26 protein-coding genes are annotated in these 22,925 nt (G+C 69.1%); 20 read left to right on the forward strand and 6 right to left on the reverse strand.

The features are described from left to right. The first annotated feature begins 43 nt into the window (after positions 1-43). Entirely contained in the window at positions 44-925 is an 882-nt protein-coding gene (locus ABE488_RS08575) for a PhzF family phenazine biosynthesis protein (RefSeq protein ID WP_346447853.1), read from the forward strand. Between the two features lie 78 nt (positions 926-1,003). Here ABE488_RS08575 and ABE488_RS08580 read toward each other — a convergent pair whose 3' ends face one another. Next, positions 1,004-1,438, reverse strand: coding sequence for an OsmC family protein (locus tag ABE488_RS08580; protein ID WP_346443387.1), 435 nt, complete (start codon positions 1,436-1,438; stop codon positions 1,004-1,006). Between the two features lie 300 nt (positions 1,439-1,738). Between ABE488_RS08580 and ABE488_RS08585 the strand changes: the two genes are divergently transcribed. The 6 genes from ABE488_RS08585 (at position 1,739) to ABE488_RS08610 (ending at position 5,483) form a co-directional block, all read left to right on the forward strand. Beyond that, entirely contained in the window at positions 1,739-2,140 is a 402-nt protein-coding gene (locus tag ABE488_RS08585) for an HU family DNA-binding protein (protein ID WP_241943980.1), read from the forward strand. Positions 2,141-2,357: 217 nt separating this feature from the next. Then, positions 2,358-2,996 carry a tellurite resistance TerB family protein gene (locus tag ABE488_RS08590; protein WP_346447855.1) on the forward strand — a complete coding sequence of 213 codons (639 nt, stop codon included), beginning with the start codon at positions 2,358-2,360 and terminating at the stop codon, positions 2,994-2,996. Positions 2,997-3,046: 50 nt separating this feature from the next. Beyond that, positions 3,047-3,649 (forward strand): M23 family metallopeptidase, encoded by a 603-nt coding sequence (locus ABE488_RS08595; protein WP_346447856.1) that lies wholly within the window; start codon positions 3,047-3,049, stop codon positions 3,647-3,649. A 103-nt stretch (positions 3,650-3,752) separates the two neighbouring features. Then, positions 3,753-4,202, forward strand: a complete 450-nt coding sequence (locus ABE488_RS08600) for a hypothetical protein (RefSeq protein WP_346447858.1) — start codon at positions 3,753-3,755, stop codon at positions 4,200-4,202. 56 nt (positions 4,203-4,258) lie between these two features. Then, positions 4,259-4,816, forward strand: coding sequence for a DUF1439 domain-containing protein (locus ABE488_RS08605; protein ID WP_346447860.1), 558 nt, complete (start codon positions 4,259-4,261; stop codon positions 4,814-4,816). Then, positions 4,806-5,483: a hypothetical protein gene (locus ABE488_RS08610; protein WP_346447862.1), complete on the forward strand. Its 678-nt coding sequence runs from the start codon at positions 4,806-4,808 to the stop codon at positions 5,481-5,483. Before ABE488_RS08605 ends, ABE488_RS08610 begins: the two co-directional genes overlap by 11 nt. Before the next feature lie 28 nt (positions 5,484-5,511). On the opposite strand, the gene ABE488_RS08615 is transcribed toward ABE488_RS08610, so the two are convergent. Beyond that, positions 5,512-5,991, reverse strand: a complete 480-nt coding sequence (locus tag ABE488_RS08615) for an SET domain-containing protein-lysine N-methyltransferase (protein ID WP_346443376.1) — start codon at positions 5,989-5,991, stop codon at positions 5,512-5,514. A 159-nt stretch (positions 5,992-6,150) separates the two neighbouring features. Between ABE488_RS08615 and ABE488_RS08620 the strand changes: the two genes are divergently transcribed. From ABE488_RS08620 to ABE488_RS08665, 10 genes are all read left to right on the forward strand, one after another. Then, positions 6,151-6,621, forward strand: coding sequence for an SUF system Fe-S cluster assembly regulator (locus ABE488_RS08620; RefSeq protein ID WP_346447863.1), 471 nt, complete (start codon positions 6,151-6,153; stop codon positions 6,619-6,621). A 19-nt stretch (positions 6,622-6,640) separates the two neighbouring features. After that, positions 6,641-8,104: a Fe-S cluster assembly protein SufB gene (gene sufB / locus ABE488_RS08625; RefSeq protein WP_346447865.1), complete on the forward strand. Its 1,464-nt coding sequence runs from the start codon at positions 6,641-6,643 to the stop codon at positions 8,102-8,104. After that, positions 8,101-8,478 (forward strand): lysozyme inhibitor LprI family protein, encoded by a 378-nt coding sequence (locus ABE488_RS08630; RefSeq protein WP_346447866.1) that lies wholly within the window; start codon positions 8,101-8,103, stop codon positions 8,476-8,478. The genes sufB and ABE488_RS08630 overlap by 4 nt, the downstream gene beginning before the upstream one ends. A 74-nt stretch (positions 8,479-8,552) precedes the next feature. Continuing rightward, positions 8,553-9,317 carry a Fe-S cluster assembly ATPase SufC gene (sufC, locus tag ABE488_RS08635; protein WP_346447867.1) on the forward strand — a complete coding sequence of 255 codons (765 nt, stop codon included), beginning with the start codon at positions 8,553-8,555 and terminating at the stop codon, positions 9,315-9,317. Beyond that, on the forward strand, positions 9,317-10,552 hold the full coding sequence (sufD, locus tag ABE488_RS08640) for a Fe-S cluster assembly protein SufD (protein ID WP_346447868.1): 1,236 nt from the start codon (positions 9,317-9,319) through the stop codon (positions 10,550-10,552). The genes sufC and sufD overlap by 1 nt, the downstream gene beginning before the upstream one ends. Further along, positions 10,549-11,829: a cysteine desulfurase gene (locus ABE488_RS08645; RefSeq protein WP_346447870.1), complete on the forward strand. Its 1,281-nt coding sequence runs from the start codon at positions 10,549-10,551 to the stop codon at positions 11,827-11,829. The genes sufD and ABE488_RS08645 overlap by 4 nt, the downstream gene beginning before the upstream one ends. An 81-nt stretch (positions 11,830-11,910) precedes the next feature. Then, on the forward strand, positions 11,911-12,468 hold the full coding sequence (locus tag ABE488_RS08650; protein WP_346447871.1) for a GNAT family N-acetyltransferase: 558 nt from the start codon (positions 11,911-11,913) through the stop codon (positions 12,466-12,468). Continuing rightward, positions 12,465-12,800 (forward strand): non-heme iron oxygenase ferredoxin subunit, encoded by a 336-nt coding sequence (locus ABE488_RS08655; RefSeq protein ID WP_346443363.1) that lies wholly within the window; start codon positions 12,465-12,467, stop codon positions 12,798-12,800. Before ABE488_RS08650 ends, ABE488_RS08655 begins: the two co-directional genes overlap by 4 nt. A 140-nt stretch (positions 12,801-12,940) precedes the next feature. Continuing rightward, entirely contained in the window at positions 12,941-13,372 is a 432-nt protein-coding gene (locus ABE488_RS08660; RefSeq protein ID WP_346443361.1) for a hypothetical protein, read from the forward strand. A gap of 152 nt (positions 13,373-13,524) precedes the next feature. Continuing rightward, on the forward strand, positions 13,525-15,969 hold the full coding sequence (locus ABE488_RS08665) for a TonB-dependent receptor (protein WP_346447873.1): 2,445 nt from the start codon (positions 13,525-13,527) through the stop codon (positions 15,967-15,969). Here the strand turns inward: ABE488_RS08665 and ABE488_RS08670 are convergent. Beyond that, entirely contained in the window at positions 15,959-16,642 is a 684-nt protein-coding gene (locus ABE488_RS08670) for a HutD family protein (protein WP_346447874.1), read from the reverse strand. The genes ABE488_RS08665 and ABE488_RS08670 overlap by 11 nt on opposite strands. 290 nt (positions 16,643-16,932) lie before the next feature. Further along, positions 16,933-17,286, reverse strand: coding sequence for a ComEA family DNA-binding protein (locus tag ABE488_RS08675; RefSeq protein WP_346447876.1), 354 nt, complete (start codon positions 17,284-17,286; stop codon positions 16,933-16,935). 209 nt (positions 17,287-17,495) lie between these two features. Here ABE488_RS08675 and ABE488_RS08680 point away from each other — a divergent pair, with 209 nt between their 5' ends. The 3 genes from ABE488_RS08680 to murU all read left to right on the forward strand — a co-directional run bounded on the left by ABE488_RS08680 (position 17,496) and on the right by murU (position 20,984). Then, positions 17,496-19,016 carry a M20 family metallopeptidase gene (locus ABE488_RS08680; protein ID WP_346447878.1) on the forward strand — a complete coding sequence of 507 codons (1,521 nt, stop codon included), beginning with the start codon at positions 17,496-17,498 and terminating at the stop codon, positions 19,014-19,016. Positions 19,017-19,121: 105 nt separating this feature from the next. Beyond that, positions 19,122-20,141 carry a sulfate ABC transporter substrate-binding protein gene (locus tag ABE488_RS08685; protein ID WP_346447879.1) on the forward strand — a complete coding sequence of 340 codons (1,020 nt, stop codon included), beginning with the start codon at positions 19,122-19,124 and terminating at the stop codon, positions 20,139-20,141. Between the two features lie 138 nt (positions 20,142-20,279). Then, complete coding sequence (murU, locus tag ABE488_RS08690) at positions 20,280-20,984, forward strand: N-acetylmuramate alpha-1-phosphate uridylyltransferase MurU (RefSeq protein WP_346447881.1); 705 nt, start codon at positions 20,280-20,282, stop codon at positions 20,982-20,984. 81 nt (positions 20,985-21,065) lie between these two features. Here the strand turns inward: murU and ABE488_RS08695 are convergent, their stop codons facing one another. Next, positions 21,066-21,617 carry a hypothetical protein gene (locus ABE488_RS08695; protein ID WP_346447883.1) on the reverse strand — a complete coding sequence of 184 codons (552 nt, stop codon included), beginning with the start codon at positions 21,615-21,617 and terminating at the stop codon, positions 21,066-21,068. Positions 21,618-22,606: 989 nt separating this feature from the next. Beyond that, positions 22,607-22,925, reverse strand: a 319-nt coding sequence (locus ABE488_RS08700) for a transposase (protein WP_346447884.1), incomplete at its 5' end; no start/stop codon positions are given.

Genomic DNA, 22,925 nt, shown 5'->3' on the forward strand with positions numbered 1-22,925 from the left:
ACAGTTTGGGTAAGCTGTCGCGCCGCACGACGCCCGCCCGCGCATGACTTCCCGACGTTTCGTCCAGGTGGACGTGTTCGCCGACCGGCCCGGTGCCGGCAATCCGCTGGCGGTGGTGCTCGATGCCGACGGGCTGACCGACGAGACGATGCAGGCCATCGCCCGCTGGACCCGGCTGCCCGAGACCACATTCGTGTTCCCGCCCGCCAGCGACGCGGCCAGCTACCGCATCCGTATGTTCTCGCCCCGCCGCGAAGTGCCGTTCGCCGGACACCCGAGCGTCGGTACCGCGCATGTCGTGCTCGACGCCGGCCTGGCGCGCCCGCGCGACGGCGTGCTGGTGCAGGAGGGCATCGCCGGCAGCCTGCCGCTGGCGGTGGTCGGCGCAGGGGCGGACCGGACGATCGCCGTACGCACGCCGCGCGCACGGATCGTCGACGTCGCGCGCAACGAGGACCCGCGACTGCGCGCAGCGCTGGGGTCGCTACCGCCGGGGGCGCTACCGCCGGTGCTGATGGACGGCGGGCGTCGCTGGTGGTTGGCCGAGGTGGCCGACGAGGCGGCGCTGCGCGCCGCCGCCCCGCAGTGGGAGGCGATCGCCGCCCTGGCCGAGGCCACCGGCAGCATGGGCGTCTGCGCTTTTGCGCGCAGCGCGGGCAGTCGCGACTACGACCTGGCGGTGCGCGCGTTCGTCGGCGCCACCGCGTGTTTCGAGGACGCCGCCTCGGGCGCGGCCAATGCGACGCTGGCCGCCTGGCTGGCGGCGCGCGACGCACTGCCTGGGACAGAAGGTCGCTACCGCGTCAGCCAGGGCCGCGAGGTCGGCCACGATGCGATCCTCGACCTGCGCGTGGACGCCGAGGGCGAGGTCTGGTCGGGCGGGCGCGTCCAGAGCGTGGTGCGCGGCACGATCGACTGGCGCTGAGCTGAGCGCGGCCCGCCGCCATTCCACGCCGCTAGGCCCCTGCCGCACCGCCATTGCGGCACGGCAGGGCATGGTCCATCAGCCGTCGAGTTCGGCCTCCAGCGACAGCGGCACCGCCGACAGGGCCTTGGAGACCGGGCAGTTCTGCTTGGCGTCGTCGGCGATCTCGCGGAACTTCGCAGCGTCGATGCCCGGCACCTTGGCACGCGTCTTCAAGCGGATCGCGCTCAGCTGCGGACCGCCCTCCATCGACAGATCGACGTCGGCACGCGTGTCGATCGATTCGGGCGCGAATCCGGCCTCGGTGAGCTTGGCCGACAGCGCCATCGTGAAGCAGCCGGCATGCGCGGCGGCAATGAGCTCTTCGGGATTGGTGCCCTTCTCGTCGCCGAATCGGCTGTTGAACCCGTAGCGCACGGCGTCCAGCAGGCCGCTTTGCGGCGTCGACAAAGCGCCCTTGCCGGATTTCAGGTCGCCGCTCCAGCGGGCGGTGGCGTGGCGGGAAATACCCATGACGCGTTCTCCATCGAGACAGGAGCCGGCGATCGTATCGGCGCGGACGTGACGCGGACGTTTCGGGGCGGCGACGCGCCGGCCGCCAGGCGGTCGCGGGGCTGTCAACGGGCCACGCTTGCGCGTGCGGACAGCCGCCAGACAGGCGCAAATGTGATTGGCGGCACCGTGGGCCGCCTAAAACCGCTGTTTTTTTGCGTTTTCCTATTGGCGGGTGCGCAGGGATGCCCTACATTTCGCTTGCCGGCTCGCTCGGCCAGGAATCATCCAATCCATATTTGACGAGGGAACCACAGACCCATGGCAACGAAGAAGGCCACCACCAAGAAAGTGCCGGCCAAGAAGGCGGCTGCGCCGAAGAAGACCGCCGCCAAGTCCGCAGCACCCAAGCCGATCAAGGAAGCGCTGAGCAAGTCGGGCCTGGTCGCACACATCGCCGACTCCACCGGCCTGGCCGCGAAGGACGTCCGTGCGGTGTTCTCCGCACTCGAAGGCGCCGTGCACGGTTCGATCAGCAAGAAGGGCGCCGGTTCGTTCACCCTGCCGGGCCTGCTGAAGATCACCTCGGTCAGCGTGCCGGCCAAGCCCAAGCGCAAGGGCATCAACCCCTTCACCAAGGAAGAGCAGTGGTTCGCCGCCAAGCCCGCCTCGGTCAAGGTCAAGGTGCGCCCGCTCAAGAAGCTCAAGGACGCTGCTGCCTGATCCCATGCGGACGCTGCGTTGCCCGATCGGGACGGCCTTGGCCGTCCCGATCGCGTTTCAGGGCCTGGCGCTGTCGCACCTTGCCACCCAATGGGTGTCCAACCCGCGGCGGGCATCGTGCATGGATGCTGTCGCGCAACGTGCACACGATGCGAACGGTTTGCATCGCAAGCTCGCCGCCCCGCGCCTGTGCGCCCCGTCACGTCGGATCGTCGCCATGAGTTTCCAGGGATTTCTCAACCATCTCCTCACCTCCCAGAGCGGCGACAAGCCGGGCAGCAGCCTGCTCAATGCGGATTTCGGCAAGGGCGCGGTCGCCGGCGGCGCGCTCGGCCTGTTGCTCGGCAAGCACCGCAAGACTCGCAAGCTCGCCAGTTACGGCGGTCTGGCCGCGATCGGCATGATGGCCTACCGCGCCTACGGCGATTACGAGAAGCAGCAAGCGGGCGCGGCCGTACCGGCGCCACAAACCGTCGACCGGCTGCCTCCGCCGCAGGCCGACCTTCACAGCCAGGCGATCCTCAAGGCGCTGGTCGGCGCCGCCAAGGCGGACGGCCATCTCGACGCACGCGAGCGCGAGGTGATCGAGGCCGAGTTCCGCCGCATCGACAGCGCCGCCGACATCCAACCGTGGCTGCACGCCGAGCTGGAAAAGCCGCTCGATCCGGCCGAGATCGCACGCGCCGCGACGTCGCCGGAGATCGCCTCGCAGATGTACCTGGCCAGCGTTCTGGTGGCCGACGACACGAGCTTCATGGAGCGCAGCTATCTCGACGAGCTCGCGCGCCAGTTGGGCATCGCGCCTGAGCTCAAGGCGCGCCTCGAGCAGGAAGTGCGCGCCGCCGCAGGAGGCTGACGCGTCCGCGCCGACCCGATCTTCGCAGCGACGCGGTTACCGTCGCTGCGATGACGCCGCCTTCCCCATCCCGCCCCCGCGACTACACGCCGCAGCTGCGCCGCACCTTGCGCGCGGTGCTGGTGCTGGCGGTGCTGGCCGCCGCCGGCCACTGGGCCTGGCATCAACCTTTCATGGCCCAACCGCGCGCCGTCGCCCGGATCGCCGCCGCGCCGGCACCGGAAGCCTTGCCGATGCCGGTCGAGGGTGTCGCCCCCCACCGCGTCGCCGACACCTTTGGTGCGCCACGCGGGCGCGATCGGCAACATGAGGGCGTGGACATCTTCGCGCCCCGCGGCACGCCGGTGCGCAGCACCACCGAAGGCCTGGTCGTGGGCATTCGCGATGCTGGCCTCGGCGGACGTCAGGTGTGGGTGGTCGGCCCGGGGCGGCAGCGCCACTACTACGCGCATCTGGACGACTTCGCCGAACTGCTCTCGGTCGGCGACGTGGTGCGCCCGGGCGACATGCTGGGCACGGTCGGCGACACCGGCAATGCGCGCGGCACGCCGCCACATCTGCATTACGGCATCTACGCGGCCGGCGGCGCGTTCGATCCGCTGCCGCTGCTGCGCGCCGCCGCCGCGGCCGACGACACCGCCGGGATGCGTTGAAGTGCCACCTGCGGCGTGCATCGCGGCACCGCCGCGGCCGGCACCGCGCCGCACTTCCGGGTTACCCTGCGCGCGGCGCCGGCGTGCATCATCGGAGTTGGAGATGGACAAGCGTTTCTGGATCTGCGGGTTGACGCTCTCGGCCAGCGCGCTGCTGCTGGGCTTGCTGGTCCATGGCGTGCTGCTGCGCGCCGACTACCTGGCCTTGTCCCATCTGTTCCGCACGCGCGAGGATGCCAATGCCAATGTCGGCTGGATCCTGCTGGCGTATCTGTCGCTCGGCCTGGCGATGACCTGGCTCTACCGCTGGCTGCCGCCGCCGGTGCGCAGCAAGCGCTGGCATGGCGCCCGCTTCGGGCTGGCACTGGCGCTGGTGTCGTTCGTGCCCTGGCATCTGCTCGCCCATGCCGGCCAGCCGTTCCCGCTCGGCCTGACGCTGCGCCAGATCGTGCTCGATGTGATCGCGATGCAGTTGCTCGGCCTGCTGTTGGCGTGGCTGCAACCGCATCGCCGCGTGCTCGCGCCCGCGCCCGATGAGCGCAGCCCTCGCTAACCCGGCATTCACCGCCGACACGTAGGGTGCGCAGGACCGCACCAGGAAACCGTCGCATGCGTGCCCTCGCCCGTCCCGTCGCCTTGTCGCTGCTGCTCGTCCTGACCGCCTGCACATCGCTGGGCGTGGTCTCGGCCTGGCTCAGCGACCAGGTCGCGTTCACCGCGCCGCAGTTGCAGCGCCAGCTCGACACACGCTTCCCCCGGACGTTCGAGCGCGTCGGCGGGCTGGTTTCGGTGACGCTGCAGAACCCGCAGTTGACGATTCCGCAGGGCGAGCACCGGCTGCGACTGGACTTCGATCTGGGCGTGGGCGGCGCGGTCGCCGACGACCGTCCGGGCCACCTGACACTGGTCAGCGGCCTGCGCTATGACGCCGCCACGCGCGGTCTGCATCTGGAGGATCCGCAATTGCTGCAATTCGACCTGCCGGGAACCCATGCGCTGCTCAAGGGCGGCGCGCAGGGCATCGTCAACGGCCTGCTGGCCGAATACGCGCGCAGCGAGCCGATCTACCGGCTCGACGACGACCTGCTGTCCAAGCTGCCGGCCGGCAAACGCATCGGCGAGGTCGCGGTCGGCGACGGCCGCGTGGTGGTGCACCTTGCGCGCTGACCGCACTGCGCTGGCGCTGTGCGCCGCGCTGGCGCTGGCGGCCTGCGGCGACCGCGACGCCCAGCGCGGCAACACCGCGGATAACAGTGCGGACACCGCCAGTCTGCCGCAGCCCGTCGCCACCGGCGATCCGGTGACCGGCATGCCCGGTGCCCCGGGCCCCGGCGACGTGCCACTGGGCGGCCGGGCCCCGGCGCCCGCGGTTCCCGACCTGGCGGCTGTCCCACTCGAGGACAATCCCGAGACCGGCCTGTTGCCGGGAGCGACGGACCCCGCCGTGGACATGGCGCCGCCAAGCCCGGAGGCGGCGGTGGCGGCGCTTCGCACCTACTACGCGGCGATCAACGCGCTCGACTACGCCAGCGCCTATGCCCAGTGGTCGGATGGCGGCCGGGCGAGCGGGCAGACACCGGAGCAGTTCGCGGCCGGCTTCGCGCAGACGTCCACGGTCATGGTCGACATCGGCACGCCGGGCGCCATCGAGGGGGCCGCCGGCTCGCGCTATATCGAGGTGCCGGTGTCGTTGCGCGCCCAGCAGGCGGACGGCTCGATCCGACGCTACGAGGGGCGCTACGTCCTGCGCGCAGCGGTGGTCGACGGCGCCAGCCAGACGCAGCGCGCCTGGCACATCGCGTCGGCGGACCTGCGCGAGGTGGCCGCGCCCTGATCGCGGGCGCGGGCGGACATCTGCTGGGTCAGCGCTTGGGCTGGAGCATGGTACCGGTGCAGTTCGCGGCGCCGCAGCGGCAGCCCCACAGCTTCTTGAGCGCGGGCGTGTGCCGCTCGGCCAGGGTGATGCCGTAGTTGTAGGTCAGCTCCTCGCCCTGGGCGATATCGCGCAGCGCCTCGATGAAGACCTTGTCCTTGTGCCGCCGGTCCTTGGCGTCCTCCTCGACCACCGCTTCGCAGTTCGGATCGCAGGAGTGGTTGATCCAGCGTGCGACGTTGCCCTCGATGTTCGCGTCGATGACGTAGTCGTCGTTGAGCGTGAACAGGAACGTGTGGCCGTCCTCCTCCTGGTCGCCGTATTGGGCATCGACGTCGGCGTGACTGCGCAGGAAGCCCTTGTAGCGGATGACCCGCTCGCCCTTGGCGATCGCTTCGGTGGCGAACACGCCGTTGCCGTGGATCGCCGAGCGGCGGGCCTCGATCTTCCTGGTCTTCTTCTTGGGCATCGTGCGCTCTGGGGCGATGAGGACAAGCGTCGCATTGTCGCGGACCCGCACGCCGGCCGCCACTGGCGCGTCGCGCTGAACGCCGGCCCATGCGCACGTTGTGGTCGGCCGGTCAAAAAAGTACAATTTTGGTCCGCATTCCGCAGTCAGCTTCTTCCGATGCTCCGGGTCACCAAGCTCACCGATTACGCCACCGTGGTTCTGACCGTGCTCGCCGCACGGCCGGATGCGGTGATGAGCGCGACCGATCTGGCCGAGCGCGCGGGCCTGGAGACGCCGACGGTCAGCAAGCTGCTCAAGCCCCTGGCCCAGGCCGGACTGGTCGAGGGCTTCCGCGGCGCCAACGGCGGCTACCGGCTGGCGCGCGCGCCATCGGCGATCAACCTGGTGCAGATCGTCGAGGCGATGGAAGGCCCGCTGGCGATGACCGAATGCAGCCTGCACGACAGCCAGTGCGGGATTTCCGACCAGTGCGGTGTCCAGGGCAACTGGCGCCGCATCAACGAGGTCGTCGCCGACGCCCTGCGCGGCGTGACGCTGGCGCAGATGCTCGACGACGCCCCGCGCGTCCCTTCCCTTCCCATCGCTGCCGGGGCGAAGCGCATCGACGCCCGCCTCGCGCACCCATAGACAGTAGGCAGCCGCCCCCATGGCCACCGACATCATCGAAGCCCCCGAGACCAACCGGGAGATCCACGCACAGCTCGGCCGTCGCTACGACGCCGGCTTCGTCACCGATATCGAGTCCGACAGCTTCCCGCCGGGCCTGGACGAGGACGTCGTACGCGCGCTGTCGCGCAAGAAGGGCGAACCTGAGTGGATGACCGACTGGCGCGTCGCCGCCTATCGCCACTGGCTGACGATGCCGGTGCCGCACTGGGCCAAGCTGCAGATCGCCCCGATCGACCTGCAGGCGGTCAGCTACTACTCCGCGCCCAAGGGGCCGAAGTACAAGTCGCTCGACGAGGTGCCCAAGGAGTTGATCGACACCTACGACAAGCTCGGCGTGCCGTTGCACGAGCGCGCCAAGCTGGCCGGGGTCGCGGTCGATGCGGTGTTCGACTCGGTCTCGGTCGGCACCACGTTCCGCAAGGAGCTGGCCGAGAAGGGCGTGATCTTCTGCTCGATGTCCGAGGCGATCCACGAACACCCCGAGCTGGTGCGCCAGTACCTGGGCACCGTGGTGCCGGTCGGCGACAACTACTTCGCCGCGCTCAACTCGGCGGTGTTCTCCGACGGCAGCTTCGTGTTCATCCCCAAGGGCGTGCGCTGCCCGATGGAGCTGAGCACTTATTTCCGTATCAACGCCGGCCACACCGGCCAGTTCGAGCGCACGCTGATCGTCTGCGAGGACAAGGCCTACGTCTCGTACCTGGAAGGCTGCACCGCGCCGATGCGCGACGAGAACCAGCTGCACGCCGCGGTGGTGGAGCTGGTCGCGCTCGAGGATGCGGAGATCAAGTATTCGACGGTGCAGAACTGGTACCCCGGCGACGAGAACGGCGTGGGTGGCATCTACAACTTCGTGACCAAGCGCGCCGAGTGCCGTGGCGCGCGCAGCAAGGTGACCTGGACCCAGGTCGAGACTGGTTCGGCGATCACCTGGAAGTACCCCTCCTGCGTGCTGTTGGGCGACGACTCCTCGGGCGAGTTCCACTCCGTGGCGCTGACCCACCATCGTCAGCAGGCCGACACCGGCACCAAGATGATCCACGTCGGCAAGCGCACCAAGAGCAAGATCGTCAGCAAGGGCATCAGCGCCGGCCGCGGCCAGAACACCTACCGCGGTCTGGTCAAGGTCGGCAGCGGCGCCGAGGGCGCGCGCAACTACACCCAGTGCGACTCGCTGCTGATCGGCAAGGACTGCGGCGCACACACCTTCCCCTACATCGAGGTCCGCCACCCCGGCGCGACCGTCGAGCACGAGGCGACGACCTCCAAGATCAGCGACGACCAGCTGTTCTACTGCCGGGCGCGCGGCATCTCCGAGGAAGACGCGGTCAGCCTGATCGTCGACGGCTTCTGCAAGCAGGTCTTCCGCGAGCTGCCGATGGAGTTCGCGGTCGAGGCCAAGAAGCTGCTGGAGGTCTCGCTCGAAGGCTCGGTCGGATGAGCGCGGTCCTGTCACTTGCGGCCCGCGGCGCCCTGGCCCTTGTGGCCGCCGCCGCGATCGCGCTGCCGGTGCTGGCGGCGGACGTGGAACGCGACAACATCTGCTGCGTCGGCGGCTGCACCGGTCCCCAGACCGGTCCGGTCAAGGCAGGCATCGACGCCGACGCCGAGCTCAACCGCACCTACCGTGCCGTCCTGGCCGAGTACGCCGACGTGCCGGGCGCGGTCGAGGCGATCCGCGACGCGCAGCGCAGCTGGATCGCGCTGCGCGATCGCGACCTCGAGGCGCTTGGGGCGAGCTGGGGCGCGGTGCTGCCCGAAGATGACCCCGGACACGCGGCTCGGTGCTCTACAACGACCTTATCCTGCGTCTGAACAACGCGCGCTCGCGGTTCCTCCGCGACGCCTATCTCGCCCCTCGCGGCTGAATTTTCCATCCAGGCTTTCCTATGTTGACGATCGACAACCTCCACGCCCGCATCGGCGAACGCGACATCCTCAAGGGCCTCTCGCTCGACGTGAAACCGGGCGAGGTGCACGCGATCATGGGCCCCAACGGCGCGGGCAAGTCCACGCTGGGCAACATCCTCTCCGGTCGCGACGGCTATGACGTCACCGCCGGCACGGTCGCGTTCGAGGGCCAGGACCTGCTGGCGCTCGAGCCCGAGGAGCGCGCCGCGGCCGGCGTGTTCCTGGCGTTCCAGTACCCGGTCGAGATCCCGGGCGTGAACAACACCTACTTCCTGCGCAGCGCGCTTAACGCCCAGCGCAAGGCGCGCGGCCAGGACGAGCTCGACTCGATGCAGTTCCTGCGCCTGGTGCGCGAAAAGCTCGCGGTGCTGCACCTCGACGACCGCCTGCTGCACCGCGGCGTCAACGAGGGCTTTTCGGGCGGCGAGAAGAAGCGCAACGAGATCTTCCAGCTGGCCGTGCTCGAGCCGAAGCTGGCGATTCTCGACGAGACCGATTCGGGCCTGGACATCGATGCGCTCAAGAACGTCGCCGACGGCGTCAATGCGCTGCGCTCGCCCGATCGCGCGTTCATCGTGATCACCCACTACCAGCGCCTGCTCGACTACATCCGCCCCGACGTGGTGCACGTGCTCGCCGATGGCCGCATCGTGCAGAGTGGCGGCCCGGAACTGGCCCTGCAGCTCGAAGAAAAGGGCTACGCCTGGGTCAAGGACCGCGTCGCGCCCGAGGCAGCGGCGTGATGAGCGCCCTGCTCGAGTCCCTTGCCGCGGGTTTCGACGGCGACGCTGCGCGCCGCCCGGCGCTCGACGCCGCATTGGCGGCGGGCCTGCCCGGCCCGCGCAGCGAGTCGTGGAAGTACACCTCGCTGCGCGCGCTCGAGCGCCGCAGCTTCGCGCCGGCTGGCGACGCCGCGATCGATCCGGCGCTGCTGGCCGACATCCCGGCGCCGCGCCTGGTGTTCGTCAACGGCCGCGCCGCGCCCGCGCTGTCCGATCCCGGCCCCGCTATCGCCGGACTGTCGATCGGCACCGGCCTGTCTGCTAACGCACTGCCGGCGATCGAGGATCGGGACGACGCGGTGTTCGTGCGCCTCAACGCCGCGCTCGCCACCGATGGGGTCGCGATCACCGTCGACGCCGATACCGAGGTCGCGGCGCCGCTGCATCTGGTGTTCGTCGGTGCGCCGACCGAGACCGACCAGGCGTGGCACCTGCGTCACCACATCGCGCTCGGTACCGGCGCGCGGCTGACCGTGGTCGAACACCATCTCGATGCCGGCCCCCATCGCCATCTCGACAACGGCGTGTGCTCACTGCGCCTCGCCGATCGCGCGCACCTGCGTCATCTGCGACTGCAACGGCGCGAGGCCGGCGCGACGGCGTTCCTGCGCACCGACGCCGAGTTGCAGGCCGGCGCCATCTACGACCGCGTCGACCTCGAGGCCGGCGCGGCGCTGTCGCGCCACGAACTCGACGTGCGCCTGCTCGGCCCGGACGCGCGCCTGACCGCCAACGGCGTGCTGCTGGCCGGCGGTCGTGGTCATCTGGACACGCGCCTGGGCATCCGCCACATCGCCCGCGACACCGCCTGCCAGCTGCTGTGGCGCGGCATCGGCGACGGCCGTGGCCGGGTGGTCTTCCACGGCGGCATCACCATCGACGCCGGTGCCGACGGCACCGATGCGCGACTGTCGAACAAGAACCTGCTGCTGTCGGCGACCGCCGAGATCGATACCCAGCCGGTGCTGGTGATCCATGCCGACGAGGTCCAGGCCGCGCATGGCGCCACGGTCGGCCAGCTCGATCCCGGCGCGCTGTTCTACCTGCGCTCGCGCGGCCTGCCCGCGACCGATGCCCAGCGACTGCTCACCGCCGCCTTCGTACGCGAGCCGCTGGCCGCGATCGTCGACGACGCGCTGCGCACGCTGGCCGAGTCCGCACTGGATCGCGCGCTCACCGCGCTCGTGCGCGCATGAGCGCCCTGCCGCCGCTCGAGCCGCCGTTCGATGGCCCCAGCGCACCGGACCGGCACGATGGCGAGGTCGACTGGGCCTGCGTGCGCGCCGACTTCCCGCTGCTGCTGCGCGAGGTCCACGGCAAGCCGCTGATCTACTTCGACAATGCCAACACCGGCCAGAAGCCGGCGTGCGTGATCGACGCGGTCGACGGCCACTACCGCCGCCACAACGCCAACGTCAGCCGGGCCGTGCACCAGCTCGGCACCGAGGCGACCGAGGCCTACGAAGGCACGCGGCGCAAACTGGCGCGGTTCCTCAACGTGCGCGCCGACGACCTGGTGCTGTGCAGCGGCACCACGTTCGCGATCAATCTGGTGGCCTACTCGTGGGCGCTGCCGCGACTGAAGGCCGGCGACACGATCCTGGTCTCGCGCATGGAGCACCACGCCAACATCGTGCCCTGGCAGATCGTCGCCGAGCGCACCGGCGCGACCGTGCGCGTGGCGGAGATCGGCGAAGACGGCACGCTCGACCTCGAGTCGCTGCGCCGCGCGATGACGCCGGACGTGAAGCTGCTCGCGATCACCCACGTCTCCAATGTGCTGGGCACGGTCAATCCGGTGCGCGAGATCTGTCGCCTGGCGCGCCGACACGGCGTGACGACCGTCGTCGATGGCTCGCAGGCGGCGCCGCACCGCAGGGTGGACATCGCCGCGATCGGCTGCGACTTCTACGCCTTCACCGGCCACAAGATGTGCGGGCCGACCGGCACCGGCGCGCTATGGGCGCGCCGCGAGCACCTCGAGGCGATGCCGCCGTTCCTGGGCGGCGGCGAGATGATCAAGGAGGTCGCCTTCAGCGGCACGGTCTACAACGACCCGCCGCAGCGTTTCGAGGCCGGCACCCCGAACATCGCCGGCTTCGTCGGCCTGGGCGCTGCGGTCGACTATCTCGAACGACTCGGGATGGACCACGTCGAGCGGCGCGAGGCCGCGCTGCTCGCACACCTGACCGAGGCGATGGGCACGATCGACGGCCTGCGCATCCTCGGCGCGGCACCGGACAAGGCCGCCGTGGTGTCGTTCCTGGTCGAAGGCGCGCATGCGCACGACCTGGCGACACTGCTGGACCTCGAAGGCGTGGCCGTGCGCTCGGGCCAGCACTGCGCACATCCGCTGCTGCAGTTCTACGGTGTCGCGGCCACCTGTCGCGCCTCGCCGGCGTTCTACAACACCCACGAGGAGATCGACGCCTTCGTCGCCGCGCTGCGCAAGGTCCGCCGGCTGCTGGGCTGACGCGCCGCATTGCGGCATGCCGATCGGCGCCACGCGCGCCGACGGCCATAATGGCCGCCCTTCCCCGCCAGCTTCGTCACGATGCCCGCCTCTCCCGCGTTTCGCCTCGCCACTCTCGACGACGTGCCCGCGCTGGTCGCGCTGGTGACGTCCGCCTACCGCGGCGATGCCAGCCGCGCCGGCTGGACCACCGAGGCCGACCTGCTCGACGGCGCCCGGATCGACCCGGACGTGCTGCGCGCCGACATCGTGCGTCCCGCCAGCCGCGTGGTCGTGGTCGACGGCTCCGATGGCACGCCGCAGGCCTGCGCGCATGTCGCGATCGAGGACGGCCATGGCTACTTCGGCATGTTCGCCGTCGCCCCGCGATTGCAGGGCCTGGGCACCGGAGATGCGGTGCTGGCCGAATGCGAGCGCATCGTCCGCGACGACTGGCGCCTGCCCGGCATGCGCATGACCGTCATCGACCTGCGCGAGGCGTTGATCGCGTGGTACGAACGCCGCGGCTATCGCCGCACCGGGCGTCACAAGCCATTTCCCTATGGGGACGCACGTTTCGGCATCCCGTTGCGCGACGATCTGCGCTTCGAAGTGCTGGAGAAGACCTTCGGCGCCTCACCCTTCGGAGTCGCACCATGAGCGAGACCTGGACCTTCGTGTGCGCGACCGCCGAACTGCTGCCCGGCGAGATGCGGACCACCTTCGACGAGGTGACCGGGGCGCCGATCGTGGTGTTCAACCTCGATGGCGACCTGTACGCGCTGGAGGACCAGTGCACCCATGAGGACTTCGCGCTGTCGGGCGGGGGCGATTTCGACCCGGGCGAGGCAACGATCGAATGCGTGCTGCACGGTGCGAAGTTCGACGTGCGCGATGGCCGCGCCCTGTGCGCACCAGCCTACGAACCGGTGGCGAAGTTCCCGACCAAGATCGAGCACGGCGGCGTCTGGACGCGCGACGACCGGGACTGACGGTCCTGCAGTGATCGTCGCGCTGCACCAGTAGGAGATCCGGCGGATCCGGCGCGCCCGCTGCCGTGCCATACATGCGAATGAATTGCGTTAAGACTTGCTTATGAAAATCATTCTCATATAATTGCGCGTCAGCTTTCTTGCTCGAGCGTGCCCGGTTCGTGACGACGCGGCCTACATCGCAGTGGACGGCATCGGGGCGCATCAGGCTGGCCCTGGCGGCCCTGCTGTCGCTGGCTGTCGTCCTCGGTGTCGCTTCCTGCGACCTGCCGCTCATGTCTGCCGGGCTCGGCGATGCGACCGCGCTGCCCGACCTCCCGGCCACGCAGGATCCGCCGCCCGAGGCGAAGTTCCGCCGTCCGCTGCCCCTGTCGGCCCGCGTCGCGCCGCGGGATGCCGCGCCCGGCGCCAGCCTGCCGCCGTGTCCGGCGGTGGCGTCGACACCGCCGATGTCGCGCGTCGACGCCATGCGGGCCTTGGCCGACCGACCGCCCCCCGACGCCGTCGACGCGCCACAGGCGCTGCGTCCGGATCTGACATTGCCGCCCGGCCACGCGCCTCCGCACGCCTGAAGCCCCCGCCAGCCGGCGTGGGGCCGCGCGCCGCCGAGGCCGGCGCACGCGTACGCCCCAGCGTTTGATGCCCCCGTCTTGCGACGCCGCCGCCCGGTGGCGCGCCAGGCCGCACGCGCGGCCGCTTTCCGATGTTTCGACAAGGACCTCCCATGATTGATTCGACCGCCCCGCGCCGCCGTGCGCTGGCCGCGAGCCTGCTCGCCCTGCTGTCCACCCCTGCACTGGCCGATACCGCTCTGCCCCAGGACGACGCCCGCAACTTCGACACCATCGTCGTCACCGCGGCCGGCTTCGAGCAGAAGATCACCGACGCCCCGGCCAGCATCAGCGTGATCACGCAGGAAGACCTGACCCATCGTCCCTACATGACCCTGCTCGATGCGGTGCGCGACATCGAAGGCATCGACGTCGGCGAGACCCGCGACAAGACTGGCCAGGGCACGATCTCGATGCGCGGCATGGGCGCGGACTACACGCTGATCCTGATCAACGGCCGGCGCCAGAACAACCACGGCGACATCTACCCCAACAACTTCGCCGGCAACCAGTTCAACCACATTCCGCCACTGGACGCGATCGAGCGCATCGAAGTGATCCGCGGCCCGATGTCCACGCTCTACGGCGCCGACGCAATGGGCGGGGTGATCAACATCATCACCAAACGCGAGCTCGACAGCTGGGCCGGGTCGCTCACGCTGGGCCGCACCTTCGAGACCGACGACCAGTTCGGCGACGACACCACCGCCGACCTCTTCGTCACCGGGCCGTTGGTGCCGGGCGTGCTGAACCTGAGCGCGCGCGCCAGCTGGTACGACCGCGAGGCCTCCAATCCGGTGTACGCGCCGGTCACCGACCCCAACGGCGAGGTCCACACCCGCGCACTGGGCTTCGGCGGCGGCGGCAAGACCGTGGACAACACCAACAAGGCCGCCGGCATCTCGCTGAGCTGGACACCGACGCAGGCGCAGACGATCACCTTCGATATCGATGCCTCGCGCCAGAAGTACGACAACAGCACCCGGCTCAACGACAACGGCGTGGCGGAGTATCCGGTGGGCACCGTCGACGACTACGGCGCGATGCTACGCATCGGCAACAACGGTCGCATCGAACCGCGTGCCGGCTATCGGCCCAGCCAGGAGTTCACCCGCGACAACTGGTCGATCGCGCACGAGGGCCGCTGGTCGTTCGGCAACAGCCTGGTGTCGCTGGGTTATGTCGAAACCCGCAACGAGGGCCGCACGCTGCCCTACACCGTGGCCGACCGCCAGCACCTGCAGTCGCTGTGGAACACGGCCTGCGGCAACCTGGGCGGCACGGTCAACGCTGCCGGCCGCTGCCCCAACTCGGCCGCCGGCACTGGCTACAGCCCTCCCGCATGGAACGGGCTTTCCGAGGCCCAGAAACTGGCGGTCATGGCGGCCAATCTCACATCCGAGCAGTACGCTCAATTGCTGGCCTATCTGCCCCGCCCCGATCGCACGCTCGAGAGCAATCAGTACACGCTCGACGCCAAGCTGGACCTGCCCTTCGAGTGGAATGGCACTCACGTTGCCGTGGTCGGTGCCCAGCTCATCCGTGGCAAACTGATCGATGGCGTGTTCGGCATGGAGCGCGGTGTTGCCGGCGCCAAGCAGAAGCACGACATGGTCTCGCTGTTCGCCGAGGACACCTGGACCATCGCCGAGCCGGTGTCGATCACCGCCGGTCTGCGCTACGACGATCACAAGACCTTCGGCAACCACCTCAGTCCGCGCCTGTACGGCGTGTGGACGCTGAGCGAGCAATGGACGGTCAAGGGCGGTGTCAGCACCGGATTCAAGACCCCCAAGACCACCCAGCTCTACGACGGCATCACCGGCTTCGGCGCCCAGGGCGTGTCGCCGATGTTCGGCAATCCCAACCTGCAACCCGAGACCAGCACCAGCACCGAATTGGCCGCGTACTGGCAGCACCCCGGCGGCCACAGCTTCAATGCGACGATCTTCCACAACAAGTTCGACGACAAGATCGGCCAGGAAGCTTGCGGTCCGACGCTGACGATCGCCTGCAGCGGCACCGGCGACTACGCCGATCTGGGATACTCGAACTCCAACAAGACGGTCAACATCGACGAGGTCGTGGTCCAGGGCGCCGAACTCGCCGGACGCTGGCAGATCAGCGACGCTCTGGGCTTCCGCGCCAACTACACCTTCACCGACAGCGAGCAGAAGAGCGGCAGCAATGCCGGACAGCCGCTGGGCAACAGCGCCCGGCACATGGCCAACGCCACGCTCGACTGGCGCGCGACCGAAGCCTTCACGGTCTTCCTGACCGCCGAGGCGCGCTCCAAGCGCTACCGCGGCTTCGACACGGTGCTGGCGCAGGAGCTGTACTGGAAGGACTACGAGGTGCTCCACCTCGGCGCCTCCTACCGCATCAACGAGACAGTGACCGTCAACGGCCGGATCAACAACCTGCTCGATCGCGATTTCACGTCCTACCAGTACAGCTTCGTCGAAGACAGCGGCAGCTACACGCTGTCGGCCCAGGACGACTACAACAACAAGGACAAGGCGCGGAATGTCTGGCTAAGCGTGAACGTCAGCTTCTGAACCCTGGAGTGAGGTCCGGCCCGGCAGGCGCACACGCCTCGTCCGGGCCGGCCCCCGACCGGTCACGCAAGCAGACCGCGAGCAAGGCGCCCTCGCCCTCGATCGACACCCGGCCGGACGCAGGGGCACCGGTCAGCACGGCGGTATCGCCTGCCGCCAACGCCGCATGCGCCACGCCGCTGCCGCATCGCGCGTGTCCGGCCAGCAGGTGGATGGCCCAGGTCGTCGCCGGGTCGGCACGCCATGCCAGGGCGCCGGCCAGCGGCAGATGCCAGAGCCGGGCCCGGTACGCGTCGCGCCGCCACATCAGGTTGAACACTTCGACGCCGCCTGTCGGCACGCAGGCGGCCACATCGCGTTCGCCGGCGAAGCGATGCCGGGCATATCGCGACGCCAGCGCGACGCGGCGGTCCGCGACCCGCAGATCCAGCCGGCCGCCACGCAGCAGCATCAGCTCGCGATCGACGCCGGGAAATGCCGAGAACGGCGCATCGCGGTCGATTCGTGCAATCGAGATCCGCCACGGCCAGGGGGCCGCGGTATCGTCGACCGAAGGCGCGGCCGTCAGCGCAGGCGCGCAGAACAGTTCGCGCGTCCAGCCGTGGCCATTGCGCCAGCGCACGGAGCGTGCGGCGGCGGCGGGAACGATCCGGACGGTCTCAGGGACAGGCATCGCGCGAGTCTAAAGCCTGATCGACAACAGGCCCCGATCAAGACCAACCCGGATCGGGTGGGCCCGGATAGACGACCGGGGCCGCAGCGCGCCACCAGGCCGACGCTGGCTCCGAGATGGGCGCGTCCTACAATCGGCGCGTTGCGCCCAAAAGAGGTCGCCCGCCACGCATCCAATGCGGGGCGGGCGACGGCTACATCCATGTAATGGCGTCCTTGCCGGATCCAATGGAGCATCCCGCTCCTCGACCTGCACCGATGCTCCTTGCCCCGGTGCGGGCGATGGTTGGCTCAGCGCTGCTGCGCTGCGCCCTTGCCCGGCGTCCCAGACGCCCGCTGGGCGGTCTGCTGCTGGCGCGCCATCTGCGACCCCAGCTCGATCCGGTCCCGGTTGTTCTCGACCGTGCGCAGACCGATGCCCTTGACCATGGCCAGTTGCTCGGCGCTGCGGAACGGCCCGTTCTCATCCCGGTAGGCCACGATCGCCTCGGCCTTGGCCGGCCCGATGTTGTGCAGCACCCGGGCGAGGGTCGTGGCATCGGCGGTGTTGACGTTGACCTTCTCGACCCCGTCTGCGCCGAAGGCCGAACCGGCCATCAACAGCGAGAGGACGAGAGCGGCGATGAGGGCTTTGAACGGCTTCATGGCGAACTCCTTGGCGATTGGGTGGATTCCTTTCCCGACTGGCGATCTGTCATCCCTGCCGGTGTTGCCAGTCTCCCCAACGCCATGAACACAGCCTATCCGCCTGTCCGCCATCGCGAAGCAGGCCGACTCCCCAATTTCGTGTAGGAAAAGTCCTACAACGCCCGCGCGGTAGAATGGCCATCTACGCCGCAAGTGGAGCTCGCGCCATGGATACCCGCCGCACCGACCGTTTCGTCGGCGCCAAATGGGACGACGAGATCGTCCCGCAACTTGTCGAATACATCCGTATTCCGAACAAATCGCCGATGTTCGACGCCGATTGGGTGGCCAATGGCCACATGGAGCGCGCCGTCGAGCTGATGGCCGGCTGGGCCCGCGCCCAGACGATTCCCGGCATGCAGTTGGAGGTCGTGCGCCTGGAAGGGCGCACGCCGCTGATCTTCATCGAAATCCCGGCCGCCAACGGCGGCAGCGACGACGACTGCGTGCTGCTGTACGGCCACCTCGACAAGCAGCCGGAGATGACTGGCTGGGACGACGACCTCGGCCCGTGGGAGCCGGTGTTGCGCGACGGCAAGCTCTACGGGCGCGGCGGCGCCGACGACGGCTACGCGATCTACGGCTCGCTGACCGCGATCCTGGCCCTGCACGAGCAGGGCCTGCCGCACGCACGCTGCGTGGTGCTGATCGAGGCCTGCGAAGAATCGGGCAGCTACGACCTGCCCGCCTATGTCGATCATCTCGCCGACCGCATCGGCAAGCCGTCGCTGGTCGTCTGCCTGGACTCGGGCTGTGGCAACTACGACCAACTGTGGTGCACCACTTCGCTGCGCGGCCTGGCCGGCGGCAACCTGACGGTCAAGGTGCTCGACGAGGGCGTGCATTCGGGCGACGCCTCGGGCGTGGTCCCCTCGAGCTTCCGCCTGCTGCGCCAGCTGCTGTCGCGCATCGAGGACGAGCGCAGCGGCCGGATCCTGCCCGAAGGGCTGCATGCCGACATCCCGGCCGAGCGGCTCGAGCAGGCGCGCCGCGCCGCCGAGGTGCTCGATACGGCGATCTACGACAAGTTCCCCCTGACCGGCGCGCTGCGACCGATGTTCCCCGTCGATGCGGACGGCACGGTGTCCGAGGATCTTGCCGAACTCGTGCTCAACCGCACCTGGCGCCCGGCGCTGTCGGTGACCGGCGTCGACGGGCTGCCGTCGCTGCAGTCGGCCGGCAACGTGTTGCGTCCGCATACCGCGGTCAAGCTGTCGCTGCGCCTGCCGCCGACGGTCGACGGCAAGCACGCCGGCGAGTTGCTGCAGCAGGCCCTGACCCAGGACCCGCCCAATGGCGCCACGGTCACGCTGTCGCTGGAGAAGGCCGCGACCGGCTGGAATGCGCCGGCGATGTCGCCGTGGCTGTCGGAGGCGATCGAAGGGGCCAGCCAGGCATTCTTCGGCAAGCCGGCGATGTACATGGGCGAAGGCGGCTCGATCCCGTTCATGGGCATGCTGGGCGAGAAATTTCCCGGCGCGCAGTTCATGATCACCGGCGTGCTCGGCCCGCACTCCAACGCCCACGGGCCGAACGAGTTCCTGCACATCGAGATGGGCAAGCGGGTCACCGCGTGCGTGGCCCGTGTGATCGCCGAGCATCACCACGCCAGCCAGCGCGGCGAGACCTCGGGGTCGGCGGTCGCCGCCGACAGCGGCAAGCGTCACGGCGACCACGGCTGCTGCTGACTGCCCACCGGGACGATGCCGCGGCATCGTCCCGGCGGTGCGCACTGTCGCCCCGCCCAGCGGCGCGCTATGGTCGGACGACCCGGTCCATTCCGTCACTCGCGTATGCGCTCTGGTCCACACTCGATCGCCCTGCTCGTCCTGACGCTGGCGTCGCTCGTGGCCTGTAGCCATGCGGCCGCGCGCGAGACGGCGCTGTATAACGCGTCGTTCGATCCGACCCGCGAGTTCTACGTCGACTACAACCGTGCGTTCGCCTCGTACTGGCGCCAGCGCACCGGCGAAGCCGTGGACATCCGCATGCACCATGGCGGCTCGGGCGAGCAGGTGCAGGCGATCCTGGGCGGGTTGGACGCGGACGTGGCGACACTGGCGCTGGCTGCCGACATCGACGCGCTGGCCCAAGCCGGGCTGCTGGCTGCGGATTGGCGCACACGCCTGCCCGACGCCAGCGTGCCCTACACCTCGACCATCGTCCTGCTCGTACGCAAGGGCAACCCGCAGCGGATTCACGACTGGGGCGATCTCGTGCGGCCCGGCGTGCGGGTGGTGACGCCCGATCCCCGGACCTCCGGCGGCGGACGCTGGAACTACCTCGCCGCATGGGCCTGGGCCTCGCGCGCGCATCGCGACGGCACGCAGGTGCTGGACTGGATGCGGCGCCTGTTTCGCAACGTCGTGGCCGCGGATGCGGGCGCGCGCACGGCGACCACGACCTTCGTCGAGGGCGGTCGCGGCGACGTGCTGCTGGCCTGGGAAAGCGAAGCGTTGCGCCTGCTCGCCGATCCGCGCACCAGCCAGGCGCTGGAAATCGTCTATCCCAGCCTGAGCATTCGCGCCGAGCCCCAGGTCGCACGGATCGACCGCAATGTCGACGCCCACGGCGCCCGCGAGCGCGCGGACGCCTATCTGCAGTATCTGTACTCGCCGACCGGCCAGCGGCTGGCCGCGCAGCACCACTATCGCCCTGTCGACCCGAGCCAGGTCCCGGCCTCGCAACGCGCGCGCTTTCGCGCGGTCCCGATAGTGACTGTCGACGCGGCCTTCGGCGGCTGGCAACACGCCCAGCGGGTGCACTTCGCCGCCGGCGGACTGTTCGATCACGTGGCCGGCGCCGCCCGCTGAGCTTCGGACGCTCGGTCCAGCACTCCCGCATTCCAGTCGGTAAGCTGGCGGCCCGTCACCTGAGCAGGCCGCTGCGTTGCTTCCCGCCTTTTATCCCCCCGCTGACCGGACGTGCGCATTCGGCACGAACGCCGCCCGATGAAGGCGCTGATCTTCGCGGCCGGCCTGGGCGAACGCATGCGGCCACTGACCGACCACACGCCCAAGCCACTGTTGGTCGCAGGCGGCAAGCCGCTGATCGTCTGGCACCTGGAGCGCCTGGCGGCCGCGGGCGTGCGCGAGGTCGTCCTCAACGTCTCGTGGCTGGCCGAGCAGTTCGCTCCCGCACTGGGCGACGGTGAGCGCTGGGACCTGCGCCTGCACTATTCGCACGAGGGCGCACCGCCGCTGGAAACCGGCGGTGGCATGCTGCAGGCGCTGCCCCTGCTGGGCGAGGCGCCATTCCTGGCGATCAATGGCGACATCTGGAGCGACCACGACCCCGCGTCGCTGCCGCGCGAGCCGGCCGGCGACGCGCACCTGGTGCTGGTCGACAATCCGGCGCACCACACGCAGGGCGACTTCGTGCTCGAGGGCGACCGCGTACGCGCAGCGGGCTTGGACCGGCTGACTTTCGCCGGCATCGGGGTCTATCGCCCCACGTTGCTGGCCGGGTGGCGCGACATCATCGGTGACACACCGGGGGCCGACGCCACGCCGCCACGGTTCCGGCTGGCGCCACTGTTGCGCGCGGCGATGGACCGGGGCGCAGTCTCGGGCGAGCATCACCGCGGTGCCTGGACGGATGTCGGCACCCCCGAACGGCTCGCCGAACTCGACGCCGCGCTCACCAGAGCGCGCTGATCTCGCGCCCAAAAAAAAACTCCTCCTCCGCCTGGGCATGCGGAGGAAGAGTTCTGCGTTGACGGCCGAACAGGCCGTCGGTCAGATCAGCGGCGTCGGCATGGTCGGGATGACGACCGGCGCGCTCTTCTTGGCGCGCTTGGCAGGTGCACGCTTGGCAGGCGCCTTCTTGGCCGCCGTCTTCGTGGTCTTGCGAGCAGCCGCCTTCTTGGCGGTCTTCTTGGTGGCCTTCTTCGCCGCAGTCTTCTTGGTCGCGGCCTTCTTCGTCGCGGCCTTGCGGGTGGCGGTCTTCTTGGTGGCGCTCTTGCGGGTGGCCGACTTCTTGGCGGTCTTCTTGGTCGCCTTCTTCGCAGCCGACTTCTTGGTGGCCTTCTTGGTCGCCTTCTTCGCTGCCGACTTCTTGGTGGCCTTCTTGGTGGCCGACTTCTTGGTCGCAGCCTTCTTGGCGGTCTTCTTGGTGGCCTTCTTCGCGACCTTCTTCGCAACCTTCTTGGTCGCCTTCTTCGCAGCCTTGGCGACCTTCTTCGTTGCCTTGGAGGCCTTGCTCACGGCCTTCTTGGCAGCGGATTTGCGAACGGTCTTCTTAGCCGCCTTCTTGGCGGTGGTCTTCTTTGCAGCTTTCTTCGTGGCCATGGGATGGCTCTCCTCGTCAGTGGACTTGCATGTACAGCTGCCCAGTACTCAAAACGGCGCGCGGGAGTCGGACCCGCGTGCACCCGTCGACGCGCCCAGCGCATCGGGACGGATTCGGTCGGAAGGTCGTCGCAGTCGCGACAGCATCCCGGTGATGCGAAGGCACCCGCGTCGCACGCGACGGGGTGCCGGATTCGATGTCGGGGATTGGCGCAGAGATGCTGCCCGCATCCACCTTGTGATGTTCCTGGCGGAGGTCCGAGTTGTGCAGCGCGTTGTTGTCGGGGCTCGACTCACTCGTTTGATAGCGGGCGTGTGTTGCCGCGAAACCTAATCACGGTTTTTTCCACTGTCAACAGGCGGACATGCTTTTGTTGCGCCCGATCTCCGACGTCCGCCGCGGCTGCCCTGCAAGCGAAACGCACGGCCCACTGACGCTGCCGTCCGCATGCGTGATGCGTCATCGCCTGCAGCGCGACGAAAGTGCTTGAAACAAGCACTCTCCACGACATTCGACAGCGTCGGCAAGATCCAATGCACACGCGCAAACGATGCGATGCGGCGTGGTGAAACATTCATCACCGCGCCGACCGGCCGGTGAACGCGATGTGCACGAGGACCGGGCGATGCGACGTCGCAGCATCGGTTTGCGCGAAAAGTGCGCGACGCATTCGACCTCGCGGCACCTCGAACAAGACACCTCGACGGCATCGCCACGACGACCGACGAGTGACGACCGACAAGCGACGACTGACGACTGACGACTGACGACTGATGGCAGGCGGCAGGTCGTCGATCGTCGAAGTCCAATGGCACGCGTTGCTACCCGATGCCGTGGACACCACCCGTACCGCGCGCGTCGCCGTTCGCACATGCGCACATCGGCGCGCGCAGGCACGCTCACCGATCGCTGGCGGCGAACGACGACCGGCCGCCGCCTGCTCTCGCGCAGCCTGCCGGTCGTGCAGGGAGACCACCAAAAAAAAGGTTCATCGCTGAATTCCGGGGAAGGCTGCGCGGATCTTCAGGAAGAAGTACTCCTGATCGCGGTATCCGTAGGCGCGGCGTTTGATGACCTTGATGGTGTTGTTGATGCCTTCAACGATGCTGGTGTTGAGTCGATGTCGGCAGCGCGACACGATCCCATGCAGGTAGGCTTCGAGCTTGGCCGCGAAATGGGCCAGCGCGGCAATCCCGCTGGATTGGGCCTGCTCCAGCCAGTGCTCCCAGGCCCGTTGGGCGCAGCTGGGATGCTGGTAGAACCACAGTCGCTTGAGCTCATCGCGCATGAGGTAGGCGGTGAGCAGG

The sequence above is a fragment of the Luteimonas sp. TWI662 genome, from assembly GCF_039673825.1.
Lineage (GTDB): Bacteria > Pseudomonadota > Gammaproteobacteria > Xanthomonadales > Xanthomonadaceae > Luteimonas.